Annotated in this window: 13 protein-coding genes and 1 rRNA gene; 5 read left to right on the top strand and 9 right to left on the bottom strand. The window is 33.4% G+C overall.

What is annotated here, in order from left to right; all coding sequences use genetic code 11:
- Positions 1–101 precede the first annotated feature (101 nt).
- The 8 genes from ACQKCJ_RS20900 to ACQKCJ_RS20865 all read right to left on the bottom strand — a co-directional run bounded on the left by ACQKCJ_RS20900 (position 102) and on the right by ACQKCJ_RS20865 (position 13,435).
- Positions 102–2,852, bottom strand: coding sequence for an aminopeptidase (locus ACQKCJ_RS20900; RefSeq protein ID WP_427402864.1), 2,751 nt, complete (start codon positions 2,850–2,852; stop codon positions 102–104).
- Between the two features lie 350 nt (positions 2,853–3,202).
- The gene (locus ACQKCJ_RS20895; protein WP_055096620.1) at positions 3,203–3,931 is read right to left on the bottom strand and encodes a TIGR00730 family Rossman fold protein; all 729 of its coding nucleotides are present in this window, start codon (positions 3,929–3,931) and stop codon (positions 3,203–3,205) included.
- Between the two features lie 396 nt (positions 3,932–4,327).
- The gene (locus tag ACQKCJ_RS20890) at positions 4,328–5,236 is read right to left on the bottom strand and encodes a hypothetical protein (protein WP_271337581.1); all 909 of its coding nucleotides are present in this window, start codon (positions 5,234–5,236) and stop codon (positions 4,328–4,330) included.
- Between the two features lie 92 nt (positions 5,237–5,328).
- Positions 5,329–8,160, bottom strand: a complete 2,832-nt coding sequence (gene uvrA, locus ACQKCJ_RS20885; protein ID WP_271337580.1) for an excinuclease ABC subunit UvrA — start codon at positions 8,158–8,160, stop codon at positions 5,329–5,331.
- A gap of 101 nt (positions 8,161–8,261) precedes the next feature.
- A complete protein-coding gene (locus ACQKCJ_RS20880) occupies positions 8,262–9,122 on the bottom strand; it encodes a Fic family protein (protein ID WP_271337579.1) in 861 nt (286 codons plus the stop codon).
- A 134-nt stretch (positions 9,123–9,256) separates the two neighbouring features.
- The gene (locus ACQKCJ_RS20875) at positions 9,257–11,041 is read right to left on the bottom strand and encodes a chloride channel protein (protein ID WP_271337578.1); all 1,785 of its coding nucleotides are present in this window, start codon (positions 11,039–11,041) and stop codon (positions 9,257–9,259) included.
- Positions 11,042–11,127: 86 nt separating this feature from the next.
- Positions 11,128–12,810 (bottom strand): gamma-glutamyltransferase, encoded by a 1,683-nt coding sequence (ggt, locus tag ACQKCJ_RS20870; protein WP_427402858.1) that lies wholly within the window; start codon positions 12,808–12,810, stop codon positions 11,128–11,130.
- Between the two features lie 40 nt (positions 12,811–12,850).
- The gene (locus tag ACQKCJ_RS20865) at positions 12,851–13,435 is read right to left on the bottom strand and encodes an acyl carrier protein phosphodiesterase (protein WP_271337576.1); all 585 of its coding nucleotides are present in this window, start codon (positions 13,433–13,435) and stop codon (positions 12,851–12,853) included.
- A 284-nt stretch (positions 13,436–13,719) separates the two neighbouring features.
- On the opposite strand from ACQKCJ_RS20865, the gene glmM reads away from it, so the two are divergent.
- Positions 13,720–15,108, top strand: a complete 1,389-nt coding sequence (glmM, locus tag ACQKCJ_RS20860; RefSeq protein WP_427402857.1) for a phosphoglucosamine mutase — start codon at positions 13,720–13,722, stop codon at positions 15,106–15,108.
- A gap of 68 nt (positions 15,109–15,176) precedes the next feature.
- On the opposite strand, the gene ACQKCJ_RS20855 is transcribed toward glmM, so the two are convergent.
- Complete coding sequence (locus tag ACQKCJ_RS20855) at positions 15,177–16,049, bottom strand: lysophospholipid acyltransferase family protein (protein ID WP_271337574.1); 873 nt, start codon at positions 16,047–16,049, stop codon at positions 15,177–15,179.
- A 112-nt stretch (positions 16,050–16,161) separates the two neighbouring features.
- Here ACQKCJ_RS20855 and ACQKCJ_RS20850 point away from each other — a divergent pair, with 112 nt between their 5' ends.
- The 4 genes from ACQKCJ_RS20850 to ACQKCJ_RS20835 all read left to right on the top strand — a co-directional run.
- Positions 16,162–16,800: a rhomboid family intramembrane serine protease gene (locus ACQKCJ_RS20850; protein ID WP_271337573.1), complete on the top strand. Its 639-nt coding sequence runs from the start codon at positions 16,162–16,164 to the stop codon at positions 16,798–16,800.
- Between the two features lie 53 nt (positions 16,801–16,853).
- Positions 16,854–17,543: an SIMPL domain-containing protein gene (locus ACQKCJ_RS20845; protein WP_427402856.1), complete on the top strand. Its 690-nt coding sequence runs from the start codon at positions 16,854–16,856 to the stop codon at positions 17,541–17,543.
- Positions 17,544–18,548: 1,005 nt separating this feature from the next.
- Positions 18,549–18,740: a hypothetical protein gene (locus ACQKCJ_RS20840; RefSeq protein ID WP_427402855.1), complete on the top strand. Its 192-nt coding sequence runs from the start codon at positions 18,549–18,551 to the stop codon at positions 18,738–18,740.
- Positions 18,741–18,819: 79 nt separating this feature from the next.
- Positions 18,820–19,000 (top strand): 16S ribosomal RNA (locus ACQKCJ_RS20835); the annotation flags it as partial.

Here is a 19,000-nt window from a genome sequence, read left to right as displayed (position 1 = left end):
TGTATTTAAAATCAAAAAACTATGCATATTTTTTGATTTATATTTATGTAAAAATGTAATTTAATGATAATAACGCATGTTTTTCTTTAAAATTTATTCAATTAAAACCATTTTCTAGTAAAAAGATTAACTAATGTTTTTGGCGAAAGAGTCATCACAAATCGAATTTTTTCGTTGTATTTATTTTGGGAAATTTCCCAACCATTATTAGAGTAAACTGGAAAATAAACTTCAAAATAATCCGGTACTAAATTTAATCTAATACCACTGTCGTAAACAAAATGCTCACTTTGATGTTTGCTTTTCAGGAATCCAATATCGCCATAAGCTTCAATCCAGTTCCAGATCGAATAACTGGCGTTTAATGTTGTTATCCATTGATTTGCATATGCTGGTTCCAGTTTTGACTTAAAACCACCTTCAGCCATCACAAATTGTTGGCTAAAAAATCCGGTACTTTCTGATCTTCCGTAAAAATTATAATCAAACATATAATCTGTTGGACGGTCTAAACCAAAACTAAAATAATCTGAATTTGTTGTGTTGTATAAAAAAGTTCCCGCATACAAGCGTATGTTTAGTTTGTGATTGTTTTCGAATAATCTTCGATATTCAACCTCACCGGCAATTTTCCCGAAATCTCCCGCAAACTGAAGATCATTCATGAAACTAAAATGGTCAATCAATTCAGTTTTAGTATTCGAATAACGGGCATTAAATACAGAATAATTTGGTTTAGAATTGTCAGTTATATATTTACTGGCTTCACGATTTACAATAACTTGCCTGAAAAGGATCAACTGTTTTCGATTATCTCTGAAATTCTCCTCTCGAATTCTAAACTGAACCATAGGATTCAATCTTAAATAAGTTGCATCAGGAGCATAATGATAATAATTTTGGCTCATCGAATATCTTACGCTATACAATGTGCTGTTTCTGTAATATTCATTCCAGACAAAAGCGGAAGAACCAGATATCGTTCCAGCTTTAATAGAGTAGGCAGGATTGATATCAAATGTAAATGGTTTGTCCAGAATGGTTTTATTATGAAATCGAACTCCGGGCGTAAAACCGTCGTATAGATTATAGGTAAGTGTTGGGATATATAAAATCTGGTTGTAATAAGGATCTTCAAGATCTTTAGCAAAATTAAATTTGATTGGGCGATTCGTTATAACGACACTTTTTAATGATTTCCAATTGTTTCTCAAATTGTATTCCGGAACTTCATTATCATAATTCAGTACTATTTTGTCCGCTTTTTCTCTGGCAAACTCATAAATTGAATCATTATTTTTTGGTTCAATCCATTTTTTGAAAACTACCTCATTCTTCTTGATTCCGTAAACCGGAATAGGAACAAAATTATTCGTTTTATTTTTTATCTGAAATTGTATACTGTCTTTCGTTCTAGAAACATTCGTAAATTTATAATCGATGATATCTCGTGAATCTATAATAGTATTAAAAAACCAATCAATATTTTTTGAACTGTTCTTTGTTAGTATTTTTTCAAAATCGTAACGATTTGTTTGTTCTTGTTTGTTGAGATCATAAAATTCCTGTACACTTTCAGGTACGATATCATGGTTTAAATAATCATCGAGGTAACTCAAACTTAGGCCTGCACGATATTTGCTGGCGATTTGTTCGTTAAATTTTATTAAAGTCTGTTTTGGATCACCAAGTGGCTGATCCAGATTTTTTCTGGCCATAAGCATATAGTAATAGCTGTATTGCTCGTTAAAAGTCAAATTGGCAATGTTGTAACTTTTAAATAGTTTCATGTCTGAAAGGCGTCCAAGCATCTTTTGGTCCAGATGGTTTTCCTCCATGAATTTCATCATGCTGTAAATTTGAATACCATCATAAACCCAATTGTCTTTTCTGGGATCCAGTCGTAAGCTATTTTTTAGATAATTATTGAGATACGTTTTTAGAAAGGTGATTTCGAATATAAAATCATCCGGAAACGGACTAATAAAAGAGGGCAGCTGATTTAGGCCATAAAATGGATTTCTGTCGTAATCAACCTGAGAAACTGTGATTTTTTGATGCGGATATTTCCCGATAAAAGCACTTGCAAAATTCACAACCCTATTGATGATAATCGCTTTTTGAATTTCGCTGACTTTTTTATTTTTAAGATTTGTAAGTACCTCTAGTGAACCATTTTCATAGCTTACAAAATTATTTTGTTTTTCTATAAATAAATTAAAATCAGTTCTGTTTTTTCCGGAGTACAAATATGTCCTGAAAGAAGGATTTGTAAGATCTTCAGAAACTGAATTCAGGTCAGTTGTAATAGAATATTGGTTAGGTATTCTGATAGAAATTTCATAATCAGTGCTGGCATTTGCGATATCATCTAAGTTGAAATTGTTATATTTAATAAAACGATGATTCTCAAAACGAGCAGGACTCAAAAACCAGTTTTTTAAATTCATTCCGCCATTTTGATCAAAACCATAACGAGTAAATTTATCACTCGGGATTTTGGAAATATAAGTCAAATGCAAATCTAATTTTTGCCCGGGATATAATTTTCGATTTAGTTTTACAATAATAAAATCCGGATTTTTAGCAGTTCTTTCCCATTCAAGCGCCATATTATCCGAATCGCTTAAATTTAAAATTGTTGTGTTTCCTCTTTCTGTTGGTTTTGCTAAATGAAAACCCCTGTAGAATTCATCAGAAAATCTTCTGGCTAAAGGTGTGTTTTTATCAGAGAAAGCATTGTTCCAGTCGTTTAAAACAATCGATATCAAAGAGTCATTCGAAGTATTGTAATAAGTTATATCTTGTTTTACGTTAAGTGTTTTCAGTTCGAGATTAACCGCCACTTCCATCTTAGATTGATGTTGTGCATATTGTTTTAATGAACTCATCAAAACAAAAACGAAGAATATAATTTTATAAGATGATTTCAATGATGGCTTAAAAATTAAGGGATATAATCTAAGTTACGAGCTTATAGTCGTTCTGGTTTTATTGTAAAAATAGTATAAAAAAAGCTGTTTAAAAAAAACAGCTTCAATTTTTTGTAAGATTTAATGTGATTTCACCATATAAAGGATAAAAATAAAATTTCAATTTTTAAATTCTAAATTCCAATAAAATCCGTTTTTATCCGCGTCTTTGCTTTGGCGAATCTGTTAAATCCGCGTCAATTTATTTACTGATATGCTGAAAAAAAATTTTAGAAATTTGGACTTAAATCGTATTTCTTGTAGAATTTATCTAATACATCAACAACTTCATCTTCAGTATCTACGATTTTAAATAAGTTTAAATCTTCAGGGCTTACAGTTTGCATTTTTTCAACCAAAACTGTTTTTACCCATTCGATCAACCCAGACCAGAATTCAACACCAACTAATATAATTGGGAATTTTCCGATTTTCTTAGTTTGAATTAAAGTAATAGCTTCGAACATTTCATCTAAAGTTCCAAAACCTCCAGGCATCACCACAAAACCTTGCGAATATTTTACGAACATAACTTTTCTCACAAAGAAATAATCGAAATTCAGGTTTTTATCGTGGTCGATATAAGGGTTGAAGTGTTGTTCAAAAGGTAATTCGATGTTTAAACCAACCGAAATTCCACCTCCTAAATGCGCACCTTTGTTACCAGCTTCCATGATTCCGGGACCACCTCCAGTGATCACACCATAACCAGCTTTACTGATTTTGTATGCAATTTTTTCAGCCAATAAATAGTATTTATCATCCGGTTTCGTTCTCGCCGATCCAAAAATAGATACACAAGGACCAATACGTCCCATGCTTTCGTAACCGTTTACAAACTCGGCCATGATTTTAAAAATCGCCCAGCTGTCATTTGTTCTAATTTCATTCCACGTTTTTTGTTTTAAACGGTCCTGAATTACTTTGTCCTCATCATTATCAAAATCTTCTAATCTCATTTTAGGTATTTTAATTATTTATATTTTTATTTAAGTTGTGTCTTTTTTTTAATTATCATTCTCAGAGTAGTTATTGTCACACTGAGCGTAATCGAAGTGAGGAGCTTAATCCTGCTGTTCGCTATATCTTTTGCGGTGAACCGTGCCACAAAAAGATGCCGCTCCCATCAGGGCAAGGGCACCAGTTTTCAATCGAAACATTGTTTTTAGCCCATAAAAAATTGCCAAAGTTTCTGATTTTGGCAATTAGGGCATACTAAATTACTGCTTTTTTCGAGAATTGTTACAGAAATGAGCATTTATTAATTTTAAAGTAAGGTAGTGATAATGATCTCTTAAGCTGTTAATTCATTATCAATGAATTATGAAAGTATTTTTAAGTTTGTATAAAGTCCATCATTTTAAATTTTCGATAGTTATCGTCCGGAAAGTTTCACAATAAGTGTTTTTAGGAATGTCATTTTTTTTACCTGGAATTATCACTTGATTGAAAGATGTTATAATCTGGTCAATTTCATCTTTAATGATTTTGTTTGGAGCAATAGAATTAACACGGAAAATTTTTCCATTAGAATCAATAGAAAAACGCGGATTGATAACGATTTCTCCTCTTTTGTTTTGTTTCGCAATGTTTTCAAGCGAGATGTTTTTTAAAATATACTCGAATATTTGATCATAAAGGCATCTGTTCAACTCGGAATTGTAGGCAATACTTTCGCATCCTTTTAAAACGGGAAGCTCATCTATGACGACAAATGTACTTGCTTTTATTAGTGTGTTTTTGTCTTCTTTTGTAAATAACTGAACACTAATTTTTCCAAGTTTAGCATTATCATTTAAGTTTAATTTTTCTAAAGGATAATTTTTAAAAATTTCGATAACTTTTTTATTGAGCTCCCTGTCTCCTGTATTAATGCGAAAATTAAAAGCTTTATTCTTCTTATTTATCTCAAAGGTTAGTCGGATAGTGTAATTGTATTTTTTATTAGAAATGCCTTTGTAGTAAGAAGATGTTTTCAGTTTGCTAAAATTAATTTTTTTTAGAAGTTTTTGTTCCAGATAAATTTTATAATGATTTGCTAAATCACTTTCTGTGCTAGGCTGAGCTAAAGATTGAAATACGCTGTTTTCACGGAGATATTCCTCTTCGAGTTCTTGTCTGGAATAGTAAGGGTTGTCAATTTGTTTTTCATTAATATTTTTAATCCTTTCTTTTACAACATCTCTAAGGCTATCTTTTTGTGACTGGGAAAAACTTTTTGCACTAAGTAATACTAATATAATGAATGGCAAAATTGATTTCATCTTTTATATTTTAATGCTAAAATATAAAATTACTACTGTTAATTTTTTAAATCAATACATCTTTGTCAAAAAAAAATGACAAAGATGCATTTCTATTCTAATTCCTTTTTCAAGAACTTAGCCGTATAACTTTTTTTACTTTTCACTACTTCTTCAGGAGTTCCTTTGGCGATTAATTGTCCGCCACCTTTTCCTCCTTCGGGACCAATATCAATGATGTAATCAGCGAGTTTTATGACATCCATATTATGTTCGATAATCAGGATCGTATTTCCTTTATCAACCAGTTTATTAATTACATCCATCAAAACACGAATGTCTTCAAAATGCAATCCTGTAGTAGGTTCGTCAAGAATATAAAAGGTATTTCCGGTATCTTTTTTAGACAATTCTCCGGCTAATTTGATACGTTGTGCTTCACCACCGGAAAGTGTGGTACTTTGCTGACCAAGTGTAATATATCCTAACCCAACATCCTGAATTGTTTTTACTTTTCTATAAATCTTCGGAATCATTTCAAAGAACGGAACAGCTTCATCAACGGTCATATTCAAGACATCTGAAATTGATTTCCCTTTATATCTTATTTCTAATGTTTCTCTATTGAAACGTTTTCCCTGACACGTTTCGCATTCGACATAAACATCCGGTAGAAAGTTCATTTCGATAGTTCTTACACCGGAACCTTCGCAGGTTTCACAGCGTCCGCCTTTTACATTAAAACTGAAACGACCCGCTTTATAACCACGAATCATACTTTCAGAAGTCATCGTAAAAAGATTTCTGATTTCAGTAAAAACCTCTGTATAAGTAGCTGGATTCGAGCGTGGTGTTCTTCCAATCGGACTTTGATCGATATCAATTACTTTGTCAATATGCTCAAGGCCTTCAATCTTTTTGTATGGTTGTGGTTTTTTTACGCCATTAAAATAATAAGCGTTCAGGATAGGATAGAGGGTTTCGTTTATTAAAGTAGATTTTCCACTTCCTGAAACTCCTGTTACACAAATCATTTTCCCTAATGGTAATTCGATCGAAACATTTTTAAGGTTGTTTCCTGTCGCTCCGGTTAGTTTTAGGAATTTGCCGTTTCCTTTACGGCGCTCTTTCGGAATCTCTAATTTCATTTTACCGTTCAAATATTGAGCGGTAATTGTATTCGATTTCAACGTTTCTGCGGGAGTTCCAATACTGATGATTTCTCCTCCGTATTTACCTGCTTTCGGACCAATATCAATTACGTAATCAGCACGTTCGATCATGTCTTTATCGTGTTCTACAACAATAACCGAGTTCCCGATATCGCGTAATTGTTCTAAGGAGTGAATTAGTTTTTCATTGTCTCTTTGGTGTAAACCAATACTTGGCTCATCGAGAATATATAAAACACCAACCAGTTGTGAACCAATTTGTGTAGCCAGACGAATACGCTGTGCTTCACCACCCGAAAGTGATTTTGAACTTCGGCTTAAAGCCAGATAATTCAAACCAACATTCATTAAAAAGTTCAAACGGTCTTTTATTTCTTTAACGACTTCTGATGCAATCAAAAGCTGTTTGTCTGATAAATGTTTGTTTAAATCCTGAAACCAGACAGTCAAATCGGAGATGTCCATATCACACAATTCAACGATATTTTTGCCGTTGATTTTAAAGAACAATGCTTCTTTTTTCAAACGGGAACCGTCACAAACCGGACAATTTACTTCGTCCATGAAATCTTTTGCCCAACGTTTTATCGTGGTTGAAGAAGTTTCATCAAACTGATTTTTGATGAAATGTGAGATTCCTTCAAAATCTATTTTATAATCGCGGGTAACGCCTAAATCTTTAGAATTTACGACAAATTTATCTTTTCCACCATGAAGGATCATCGTCATAGCTTCTTCCGGAATCTTCTCAATTGGATCTGTTATCTTAAAACTGAATTTTTCTCCAATAACTTCTAGTTGTTTAAAAATCCACGAAGATTTGTATTCACCAAGCGGAGCGAAACCTCCGGCTTTAATGGATAATTTAGGATTAGGAATAATTTTTTTAATATTAATTTCATGCACTGTCCCTAATCCATTGCAATGCGGACAAGCTCCTTTTGGGGAGTTGAACGAAAATAAATTTGGTTCTGGGTTTTGATACGATATTCCTGTTGTTGGACACATTAAGTTTCTACTGAAATAACGTACTTCATTTGTATCCTGGTCCAAAATAATTAATACGTTTTCTCCATGATGCATGGCTGTATTGATGCTTTCTGATAATCTTTTTTGATTGTCTTCAGTATCTTCTATCAACATTCTGTCGACTACAATTTCGATATCGTGTGTTTTGTAACGATCCAGTTTCATTCCTGAAACCAGATCCTGAACTTCGCCGTTTACACGAACTTTAAGGAAACCTTGTTTGGTAATTTGCTGGAATAACTCGGCATAATGTCCTTTTCTGGCTCTAATAATTGGAGCAAGGATATTGATTCGTTTCCCTTTAAAATCCTGAATAATCAAATCTTTAATTTGTTCATCAGAATAGGAAACCATTTTCTCTCCAGTGTTGTAACTATAAGCGTCAGCACCACGAGCATAAAGAAGTCGTAGGAAATCATAAATTTCAGTAATAGTACCAACGGTCGAACGCGGACTTTTGCTGGTTGTTTTTTGTTCAATAGCAATTACCGGCGAAAGTCCGTCGATTTTATCAACATCTGGACGTTCTAAGCCACCAAGAAACTGTCTGGCATAAGCCGAAAAAGTTTCAACGTAACGACGTTGTCCTTCCGCATATATGGTATCAAATGCCAAAGAAGATTTTCCCGAACCTGATAAACCGGTAATAACAACCAGTTTTTCACGCGGAATAGAAATGTCTATATTTTTTAGATTATGAACCCTTGCACCAAGAACTTCAATAGTATTGTCTTTTTCTAACATAATTTTGAGCAAAACGCAAAGTTACCACTTTGATTTGTTCTTTTTGTGCTCGATAGCAAAACTTTATGTTACAATTAGTAACAAAATAACGCTAGTAGGAACTAGCGTTTTCTTTTTCGGGTTGCCCTGTATTCTTCAATAGCTTCTCTGGTTGTATACCAATTTCTACCTTCTTTATATGCATCAATTTTTCCTGTTCTGGCTAGTAAACTAACATATTCCTGTTCGTAAGGAGTTTCAGGTTCGCTAACAATATCAGAAATTTTTTGGTAGTCATAATCATTTCCGGGCATCGAACTTAGGTATATGTTTAATGCACGTTCTAAAGCCTGAGACATTAAAAGTGTTAGTTTTTGATAATTATCATTATTAGCCTGATTAAGTGCTTCATAATGTTTTTTCCTGTCGTTTTTTAGGATAATTGCTGGAGGAAAACCGCAACGCATCAATAGTAAATTCATGCTCAAACGAACAGTACGCCCATTCCCATCAAAGAATGGATGAATCCAGACTAGTTTATGATGATAAATTGTGGCCAGTTCGATGTCATTTAAATCTAATGGATTTGTATTAACAAAATCGATTAGCTCATCCAGATAATCTGAAATTTTATTGGCATTTGGTGGCATGAAATTAGCACCTGAAATACGAACACCTCCATTGCGTAAACGTCCTGCAAAGTCATCTTCGATAGAACGTAAAACTAATCCGTGAATAGAAAGAATATCAATACTTCGAAGGTTGTAACTATCATCGACAATAGAATATAAATAATCTATTGCCTTATCATGATTATGTGTTTCAAAATGTTCACGCAGTGATTTCCCTTTAATAGTAATTCCTTCCTGAATAACCATTTGGGTTTCTCGTAAACTCATAGTATTTCCTTGGATACCATTAGAATTGTATGTCCATTCTAGTGATAAACTCTCGCGAATTTTGTGCAAAGCAATGTTGGGCAATAGTCTGCTGTTTTGCAGGTCAAGCCTTTTTTAGCACAATCGGTCAAAAGTTGACTGAAATTCAGTTCTGTATGTTAAGTCTATATTCCACATAATCTCACAAAGGCACTTCTTGGTATCGGATAAATTAAATTTTACTCAATTGTCATGGAACGTAATTTCATTCTGTAGGCTTCAAGTGCTATAGATTTAGAAATAAAACCAAAGTATTTGTCATTTCGTAAGACCGGAAGAAAGGCTGATTTTGATTTTTCGAATTTACTCATTACGATTTCCATACTGTCGTTTGATGAGATAATGGCCAGCGGAGTTTTCATAACATCTTTGATCAGAGTATATTTTACCTGATATGAATTGAAGATAATTTCTCGAATATCATTAAAATGAACTACACCAACGAGGTCTTTCTCATTATCAACCACGGCAAAAACAACCTGGTTAGAGTGTGAGATAAGATCAACAAGTTTGCTTAGGTTCTCTTCCGGATGAACCGTCAGATAATCAGTTTGAATAATAGTATCAATATCAAGAGTAGAAAGAATGTTTGAATCTTTATTACTTGTAAATGCGTGACCTTTTTTAGCAAGACCTTTTACGTCAAGAGAATATTTCTCGAAACGTTTAGAGATAGCAAAACTTATTGAAGAAACAATCATAAGTGGAATCATCAGGCTATAGCCACCCGTAATCTCAGCAATTAAAAAGATTGCAGTTAGAGGTGCATGAAATAGTCCGCTCAAAATACCTGCCATTCCCACCATTGTAAAGTTACTGATAGGCAATTTCGACAATCCGATAAGACTTATAAATTTTGCAAAGAAATATCCCAAATAAGATCCTAAGAATAAAGACGGAGCAAAATTCCCTCCATTTCCACCACTTCCAAGGGTTAATGCTGATGCAAATACTTTAACCATCATTGTGCATCCAACAAACAGTAATAGAACCCATTGATTATCTCTAAAATCAGCAAATAAAGTATTGTCTAATATTTTTCCGGGATCACTTTCAGATAACGTTTTAATACTTTCATAACCCTCTCCAAACAGTGTTGGAAATATAAAAATAAGCAGTGCCAATAACGAAGAACCAATTAATGCTTTTTTATAAGGACCAACTTTTAAATTAGAAAAATAATGTTCGACTCTTTGAAAATTTCTTGCGTAATAAACGGCAATAAAACCAGTCAATATGCCTAACAGCACATAAAAAGGAATGTTATGATAATTAAAAGCTTCTTGTTTTCTAAAAGATAATAAAATACTTTCGTCTAATACAATTGCAGAAACCAGCGCACCGGTAGCGGCAGAAATCATAATTGGTGTAAAGGCAGAAATACTGACATCAACCAATAAAACTTCAATAGCAAAAAGAACACCGGCAATTGGAGCGTTAAAAGCAGCAGAAATACCTGCGGCAACACCACAGCCAATAAGCAATGTTCTGTCTTTATAAGGTAATTTGTAGTTTTGTGCAAAATTTGAACCAAATGCTGCACCTGTAATCACAATAGGGCTTTCTAAACCCGCAGAACCTCCTAAACCTACTGTTAAGGAACTGGTAACAATTTGGGCGTACATTTGTTTTCTGGGAATAATACTTGCTTTTTTCGCAACAGCATATAAAATTTGAGAGGTTCCTTTTTCGATACTTCCATTTAGAATTCGTTTTACAACAAAAACAGTCAGAAGGATTCCGACAATAGGAAGAATACTATTGATAAAACTTAATTTAAGAATACCATTAATATAAGTAGCAAAGGAAAAAACACTATGGGCAAAAGTTTTTAGAACAATTACAGCCAAAGAGCAAGAGATACCAATTAAAACACTTGATAAAAAAATAAATTGCTTTGGTGTCATTAATGATTGAGCCAAAGCAATAATGCTTTCTAGTCTTCTAAAATATTTTTTTAGCATGCTGTTGTAAAAGTTAGGTGTAGTGCAAATTTAGCTTTTAACATTTAAATTTGTACGACATTTAAGGATAAATCTAATTTTTTAACTTAAAAACCAACAGCAGTATCATCTCCACGAAAATCTGCCCCACCTTCAAGAGTATTGTCAGGTAAGACTAAAATGCAATCTAATTTACCGATTACAGGCGTTGTTTTTTCATTAATCAAATATCCTTTTGCTTTTAATTTGTCAATTGTGATTTTGTCAAAAGCATTGGGTTCAAACGTAATTAAATCCGGTAGCCATTGGTGATGAAAACGTGGCGCATTTACAGCATCCTGCATACTTAGATTATATTCATAAACATTTAAAATAGCCTGCAAAACACTTGTAATAATTGTAGATCCACCTGGTGAACCAACGACGATAAATAGTTTTCCGTTTTTCTCTACAATTGTTGGTGTCATTGAACTTAGCATTCTTTTTTGCGGCGCAATACTATTAGCTTCATTTCCTACTAAGCCAAACATATTTGGAGATCCTGGTTTCGCACTAAAATCATCCATTTCGTTGTTTAAGAAAAATCCTAATTCATCGCAATAGTATTTTGATCCGTAACCGTCATTAAGCGTTGTGGTTGCGGCAACCGCATTTCCCTGCGCATCAACAATAGAATAATGAGTAGTTTCTGTGCTTTCGTTAAAGTTGACTTTTCCTTCTTTTATTTCTGATGATAGGCTCGCTTTGTTTACATCAAAACTTGACATTCTGTCCTTTAAATAAGCATCAGATAATAATCCGTTAATTGGAATTTTTACAAAATCCGGATCACCTAAAAACTGGCTTCGATCTGCATAAGCTCTTCTTTCGGCTTCTACAATAACCTGAATAGATTCCTCAGTGTTATGTCCCATTTTTGATAAATCATAGGGAGCAATCATTTTCATGATTTGTGCCAGACAAATTCCGCCACTGCTTGGAGGTGACATTGAAGTTATTTTTAAATCTTTATAATTAAATTGTAATGGTTTTCTCCATTTAGCTTCATATTTCTCCAAATCCTTAAGCGTTATAATTCCACCTTTTTTCTGAATATATTTAACTAAAATTTTTCCTGTTTCACCTTTATAAAATTCATTTCTTCCGTTCTTAGAAATTCGTTTTAAAGTATTGGCAAGCGCAGGATATTTGATGGTATCATTTTCTTTAAAATTACCTGCCAGTAATGTATTCGGTCCATTTACTTTAACAATAGCATCGTGATAATCCTGAAGTCTTTTTTCTTGTTTTTTAGTTACAATTACACCTCTTTCTGCTAAGGCAATTACTGGTTTTAAAATTTCAGACATTGGCATCGATCCTAATTTTTTGTGAACGGCAAATACTCCGGCAATAGTTCCCGGAACGCCAATTGCTAAAGCAGTTGCAGTACTTTTACCTTTAATGACGTTTCCGTCTTTATCCAGAAACATATCTTTTGATGCTGCAAGTGGCGCTTTTTCGCGATAATCTAAAGATCCAACTTCGCCATTTGATTTTCTGTAAACCATAAATCCTCCTCCTCCCAAATTTCCTGCGTACGGATATGCAACTGCAAGAGCCAGTTCAGTAGCAACCATTGCGTCAAAAGCATTTCCGCCTTTTTGTATAATCTCGGCGCCAACTTTCGAAGCTTCCTGGCGTGCCGAAACTACCATGGCTTTTGTTGCTGTTAATCCGGTTGGTTTTGCAGTTTGCTGAGCAAAACTATAAAATGAAATAAAGCTGAATAAAAGGGCAATCTTTTTCATAAAGAGAATTGTATTTTGTTTTTATAGAACCGGACCGATTTTATAAAGTAAGTAATTTTTGTTTGGAGTGTTGTTTGAGATCCTCGAAGAACAAAGTAAATTCTTGTTCAAATTCAGTATAAAATTCTATCAACTCTTCACTTGCAAACTGCATTTTCGATATGTTTTTCGACCTTCTGTCCATTTGTGTCAAAATCTGATGAATTCCTTCTACGGTCTGATAACTTAAAAGCCAGTTTTGTTTAACCATATAAGGCATTAAATCCTGTGTCTTTTCAGTCAAAATGGGATAGTTTTCGTGTAATGATCTGTAAAAACGGTTAATGAAATTATCTAATTTTTCATCTGAGTATTTCTCCCAGTTTTTGGCTAAAAAATGATCATAAAGAATGTCTACAATTACGCCGGCATAATGATGGTATTTTTCATGTAATCGTTTGGTACTTTGTCTGAAAACATCATGTGAATCGGTATAAGTATCAATTGACCGATGCAAAATAATACCTTTTTGAATTTCTTCAGGAAAATGCTCAAATTGTTTCCCGCGAATTCCATCGGCCATAAAATTGCCAATTTTGATTAAATCATTATCTCCGGACAAATAGATGTGGGCTAGGAAATTCATTTTTTTTGAGTTGCTAAGATTCTAAGTCGCTAAGGCTCTAAGTTATTTTTAGTAAAAGTATTTTTCGAGTTACTATCCCGAAGCTTCGCGGCTAAGAGGTTAAGAAACTAAGTTTATTTTAGTAAAAGTATGAAAACTTTTTTATATCGTTTCATGAATGATCACGCCTTTATTAAAATGTAAGAACCTTAGCTAGTCAGAACCTTAATAACTTTTAAAAAAAAAGCACCTAAGAACCCTGGTAACTTTTCTATATTTGTAACTGGTAACCATAACTCATAAAAATGACTTTAATAAAATCGATATCAGGAATACGTGGAACAATTGGTGGAAAAGTAGGAGATAACCTGACTCCTGTTGATGCTGTAAAATTTGCATCGGCATATGGTACTTTTCTTAAAAACAATACTTCAAAAGAAAAATTAACAGTTGTAATAGGTCGTGACGCCAGGATTTCCGGACCAATGATTCACAATCTTGTTGTAAATACTTTAATAGGTTTAGGGATTAATGTAATTGATCTTGGACTTTCGACAACGCCAACTGTAGAAGTAGCTGTTCCGTTAGAAAAAGCAGATGGAGGAATTATTTTAACAGCTTCTCATAATCCGAAACAATGGAATGCATTGAAATTATTAAATGCAAAAGGAGAATTTTTAAGTGGAGCAGAAGGTGCTAAAATTCTTGAAATTGCCGATGCAGAAGCTTTCGATTTTTCGGATGTAGATAGTTTAGGAGAAATCACGGTGAATGATGCTTATATGGATATTCATATCGACGAGGTTTTAAATTTGCCTTTGGTTGATGTTGAGGCAGTAAAAGCTGCAAAATTCAAAGTAGTTGTTGATGGTGTAAATTCATCAGGCGGAATTATTATTCCAAGGTTATTGGAATTAATGGGTGTTGAGGTAGTAAAATTATACTGCGAACCAAACGGACATTTTCCTCACAATCCGGAGCCTTTAAAAGAGCATTTAACTGATATCTCTGAATTGGTGGTAAAAGAAAAAGCTGATTTAGGTGTAGTGGTTGATCCAGATGTAGATCGTTTGGCTTTTATTTGCGAAGATGGAGAAATGTTTGGAGAAGAATATACATTAGTAGCTTGTGCTGATTATGTTTTAGGTAAAACTCCGGGGAATACGGTTTCTAATATGTCATCATCACGTGCTTTACGTGACGTGACGGTTGCTCATGGTGGAAAATACGAAGCGAGTGCCGTAGGAGAAGTGAATGTTGTAGAGTTAATGAAAAAGAATAACGCTATTATTGGCGGTGAAGGAAACGGTGGAATCATTTATCCTGAATCTCATTACGGACGTGATAGCTTGGTAGGAGTAGCTTTGTTTTTGACGCATTTGGCAAATAAAAAAATGTCGGTTTCGGCTTTGCGTGCTTCTTATCCTGAATATTATATGAGCAAAAACAAAATTGAATTAACACCACAAATTGATGTTGATGCGATTTTAGTTGCCATGACAGAAAAATATAAAAATGAAGATATCACAACAATTGACGGAGTTAAAATTGATTTTGCAACAGAATGGGTGCATTTAAGAAAATCAAATACAGAACCAATTATTAGAATTTATACAGAAGCTCCATCTCAGGAAAAGGCAGATGTTCTGGCACTTCGAATTATAGACGAAATAAAAGCAATTGCGGGAATTTAATTTTCAGCAATTTAAATCACAAAAAAATACCTCTTTCATTAATTTTGAAAGAGGTATTTTTTTGTAAATTATTCAACTCGGTGTTTCCATCTTTTATGCGTCCATAAATAGTATTCAGGAGCTTCATAAATCTGTTTTTCAACTTCCCTTAAGTATTTTTCTGTAATATCGAAGTTTTTATAATCGTTAGGATTATCTGCAATAGGTACAAATGTTGCTTCATAATAACCTCTTGCTACTTTTTTTACTTTTACAAAAATGACACTTAGGTTGTATTTTTTTGCCAGCATTTCTGCGCCTGTATGTACAGGAACTTCAATACCCATAAATTTCATCGAATGAAAAATTCGATCCAGTTTAGGAGATTGATCGCTTGCTAATCCGTACATGCTTAAAATTCCCTGACGTTGATTTTGAGCCATAGTGGGAATCGCTTTTCTCGTTTCTACTAATTCCGTATCATATTTTGAACGTATTCTTCGTACTAATTTATCAAAATAAGGATTGGCGACTTTTTTATAAACAGCAATTCCCTTAAAATCAATTTTCGGGTTAATTGTCAAAAGCCATTCGTAGCTAGCATAATGTGACGCCACCAGAATGACGCTTTTGTTTTTTGTTGCATATTCATTTACAAGTTCAATATTGGTAACACGAAATCTTTTTTCCATCTCTTTTGGTGAAATACTCATCGTTTTAATCGTTTCCAGAAACATATCACACATATGGTGATAGAACTTTTTTTCGATTTGCTTTTGTTCCGTTTTGCTTAAGTAAGGCAAAGTAAGCGCAAGGTTTTCCTTAACTACTTTTCTTCTGTATCCAATGATATAATATATAATAAAATAGACACAATCTGATAACCAGTAAAATAAACGAAACGGTAGTATAGAGATCAGCCAAAGTAAAGGATAGGCCAGTAAATAAACGAGAAATTGCATGTAATATTTTTTTACAAATATAAAGTAAAAATGAATAAACATCGATATTTTGGTTTGAAGCTAACATATGTTTAAGAATGACTATATTTACAAATCACATTAAATATTTTTTATGAATACCATTTTAGTAGGGATTATAGTGGCTAATGCTATAATTAGTTACAAAGGTTTTAATGATCTTGCTTTTTTTAGAAAATACGAATTTCATGTAGGAAGTATTCGTTCCGGAGAACAAATCAGAATGCTTTCATCCGGGTTTTTGCATGCTGATATTATGCATTTAGCTTTTAATATGCTTACGTTGTGGTTTTTTGCTCCTGTAGTCATACAATGGTTAGGAACTTTTTCTTTTGTTTTGATTTATTTCGGCAGTTTGATTTTTGGAAGCCTGCTTACAATGCTTTTTCATAAAAATGATTACAGCTATAGAGCTGTAGGAGCTTCGGGAGCTGTAACAGGGGTTTTGTATTCTGCGATATTATTACAGCCGGATATGATGCTGGGAATCTTTTTTGTCATACCAATGCCAGCTTATTTATTTGGAATTTTATATTTATTATATTCAATTTACGGAATGAGAGCTAAAAATGATAATATTGGGCATACAGCGCATTTTGGAGGTGCCATAGGAGGTTATTTGATTACGTTGATAAAAGAACCATCCTTGATTGTAGATCATAGTTTAATGGTAATTCTGTTAGCAATTCCTATTTTGATACTTTTTGTAATGGCAAAATTGGGTAAATTATAATATTGGCACAACTTTTGAAATTCGATTATCAAACAAATTTAAATATAACAAAAATGAAGAAAGTAGTATTATTTTTAACAATCATGTTTATGACTATGTCTTACGCACAAGAAACCAAACAAATTCCTCAAATCAATGTGAACGGGGAAGGAAAAGTAAAAGTAGCACCTGATCAGGTTTGTATTTCAGCAACTGTTGAAACAAAAGGGAATAATGCTAAAGACGTCAAAAAACAAAATGACGAAAAAATCGATGCAGTTTTAAAATTCATAAAAAAAATGAATGTTCCAACAGCAGATTTCAAAACAAAACAAGTTGCTCTTAATCCACAGTACGATTATGAGAAAAAGAAAACCAGTTATAACGCTACACAAACAGTAGAAATTATATTAAAAGATTTATCTAAATATGATGAATTAATGGAAGGCTTGGTTCAACAAGGTATTAACCGTATTGACAGAGTTTCTTTTGAAACTTCTAAATTGGCTCTAATTGAAACAGAAGCTCGTAAATTGGCAATAAAAGATGCTAAATTAAAAGCAGAAGATTATGTTTCGGTTTTAGGTCAAAAAGTTGGTAAGGCATATACTATTTCTGATAATACTCAGGTTTACCGTCCACAACCAATGTATGCCGCTATGAAATCAATGGCTATGGATTCAGCCGGTGCTTCAAACGAAACTTTAGCTATTGGAGAGATTGAAGTTGTTGCAAACGTTAGTGTGAGTTTTATTTTAGACTAAGCGATATCAATTCAACATAATAAAATCCAGATCTCAACTTAAAAATTGGGATCTGGATTTTTTTGTCCATATAGTTTGTCGGATTTGAAATTTCCCTCCTAGTATAAGGTAAGATTTGGTTCTTGAACCCGGCGGTTTTTCAAACTGTCGGGTTTCTTATTTATAGATATAAGGATTGGGTTTGCTAGGGTGGGTACAGTTAAAGCTTGTTGAGTGCATTTTTGGAATTAGAAATTTCTTTCCTATATATAAGGTAAGAATTTGAGCCTTGAACCTGACAGGTTTTTAAAGCCTGTCGCGTTTGTTGTTATAAGTATAGATTTATTTGGCTGGCTCCTGGTTTAAGCTTAGTTAATATGTTTTTGAAATATGAATTAGGAGCTTCATCTCGCTATGCATTTCAATCTTTTGTTTTTTAAAGAAAAGAGCAAAAGGATTTCCATTTCTATCGGGGCTAGGGCAGCTGTTCTTAATTAGAAGTATAGTGTATATAGGTATGGGAGCAAATCCTAGTGTCTTATTCAAAAGGCAAAGCAAAAGAACCTTCGTGTCTTCGTGGTATAATCAGGTAAGCCCCGGCGCAGGGAGCCGAAACTAATATGTGATTACTATTATAAAGTAATAGAAAAACCTCGATAAGTCTGTAAAGTTCATAAAAATGGCAGTTCTTCAAGTGTTGTTATTGTGAAAAGCACAATGTGCTTACGAAAATTCCGATAAAGTTAAAAAAAGAACGATGGTTAAGGTTAGTGTTATCAGAGTGTTAAGAAAAAGTTTGTAAAAACATTGAAATTATACAACAAAAAGGCTTGTAAATGTAAACAAACCACCTACTTTTGCACCCGCAACAACGACAGACGTTCACTGAAATACTGACAAGTCTTACTAATCAAAACGAAAATTTATTTTCTAAAAAAGATTTCGAAAAGCTTGTGAGATTTGAAAACAGATGTTACATTTGCACCCCGCAAAACAACGGAAGTTCATTGATAGATTGGTTAGGAAATGAGAAGAAAAGGAAATGAAAATTTCCAAAAAAAAAACTTCAAAATTTACTTGCCAGTTGAAAATAAATTTTCTACTTTTGCACCCGCTTTGAGAAACAAGCGAAACACAAAATTAAGAAGACACGTTCGTAGACATATTGAATTGACAGCCGTTTTAACAGAGATGTTAAAACAAAAGAATAAAGAGTAAGATAATCGAGAGATTGAAAAAGAACCGATAGAGACTGATTCGAATAACAATACGATCTAAGTGATTAGATCAACAATATACGATGAAGAGTTTGATCCTGGCTCAGGATGAACGCTAGCGGCAGGCTTAACACATGCAAGTCGAGGGGTATAGTTCTTCGGAACTAGAGACCGGCGCACGGGTGCGTAACGCGTATGCAATCTACCTTTTACAGAGGGATAGCCCAGAGAAATTTGGATTAATACCTCATAGTATTATGA

This window comes from Flavobacterium sp. NPDC079362 (genome assembly GCF_050267765.1).
Lineage (GTDB): Bacteria > Bacteroidota > Bacteroidia > Flavobacteriales > Flavobacteriaceae > Flavobacterium > Flavobacterium azizsancarii.
Note: the sequence above shows the minus strand (reverse complement) of the source record. Positions and strands in the feature narration are given on the sequence as shown.

Excerpts from the sequence above, each read along its gene's own strand:
- glmM (WP_427402857.1), top strand. The coding sequence starts at position 13,720 with ATGACTTTAATAAAATCGATATCAGGAATACGTGGAACAATTGGTGGA.
- ACQKCJ_RS20845 (WP_427402856.1), top strand. The coding sequence starts at position 16,854 with ATGAAGAAAGTAGTATTATTTTTAACAATCATGTTTATGACTATGTCT.
- uvrA (WP_271337580.1), bottom strand. The coding sequence starts at position 8,160 with ATGTTAGAAAAAGACAATACTATTGAAGTTCTTGGTGCAAGGGTTCAT.
- ACQKCJ_RS20855 (WP_271337574.1), bottom strand. The coding sequence starts at position 16,049 with ATGCAATTTCTCGTTTATTTACTGGCCTATCCTTTACTTTGGCTGATC.
- ACQKCJ_RS20840 (WP_427402855.1), top strand. The coding sequence starts at position 18,549 with ATGAGAAGAAAAGGAAATGAAAATTTCCAAAAAAAAAACTTCAAAATT.
- ACQKCJ_RS20900 (WP_427402864.1), bottom strand. The coding sequence starts at position 2,852 with ATGGAAGTGGCGGTTAATCTCGAACTGAAAACACTTAACGTAAAACAA.
- ACQKCJ_RS20850 (WP_271337573.1), top strand. The coding sequence starts at position 16,162 with ATGAATACCATTTTAGTAGGGATTATAGTGGCTAATGCTATAATTAGT.
- ACQKCJ_RS20865 (WP_271337576.1), bottom strand. The coding sequence starts at position 13,435 with ATGAATTTCCTAGCCCACATCTATTTGTCCGGAGATAATGATTTAATC.
- ACQKCJ_RS20890 (WP_271337581.1), bottom strand. The coding sequence starts at position 5,236 with ATGAAATCAATTTTGCCATTCATTATATTAGTATTACTTAGTGCAAAA.
- ggt (WP_427402858.1), bottom strand. The coding sequence starts at position 12,810 with ATGAAAAAGATTGCCCTTTTATTCAGCTTTATTTCATTTTATAGTTTT.
- ACQKCJ_RS20875 (WP_271337578.1), bottom strand. The coding sequence starts at position 11,041 with ATGCTAAAAAAATATTTTAGAAGACTAGAAAGCATTATTGCTTTGGCT.
- ACQKCJ_RS20895 (WP_055096620.1), bottom strand. The coding sequence starts at position 3,931 with ATGAGATTAGAAGATTTTGATAATGATGAGGACAAAGTAATTCAGGAC.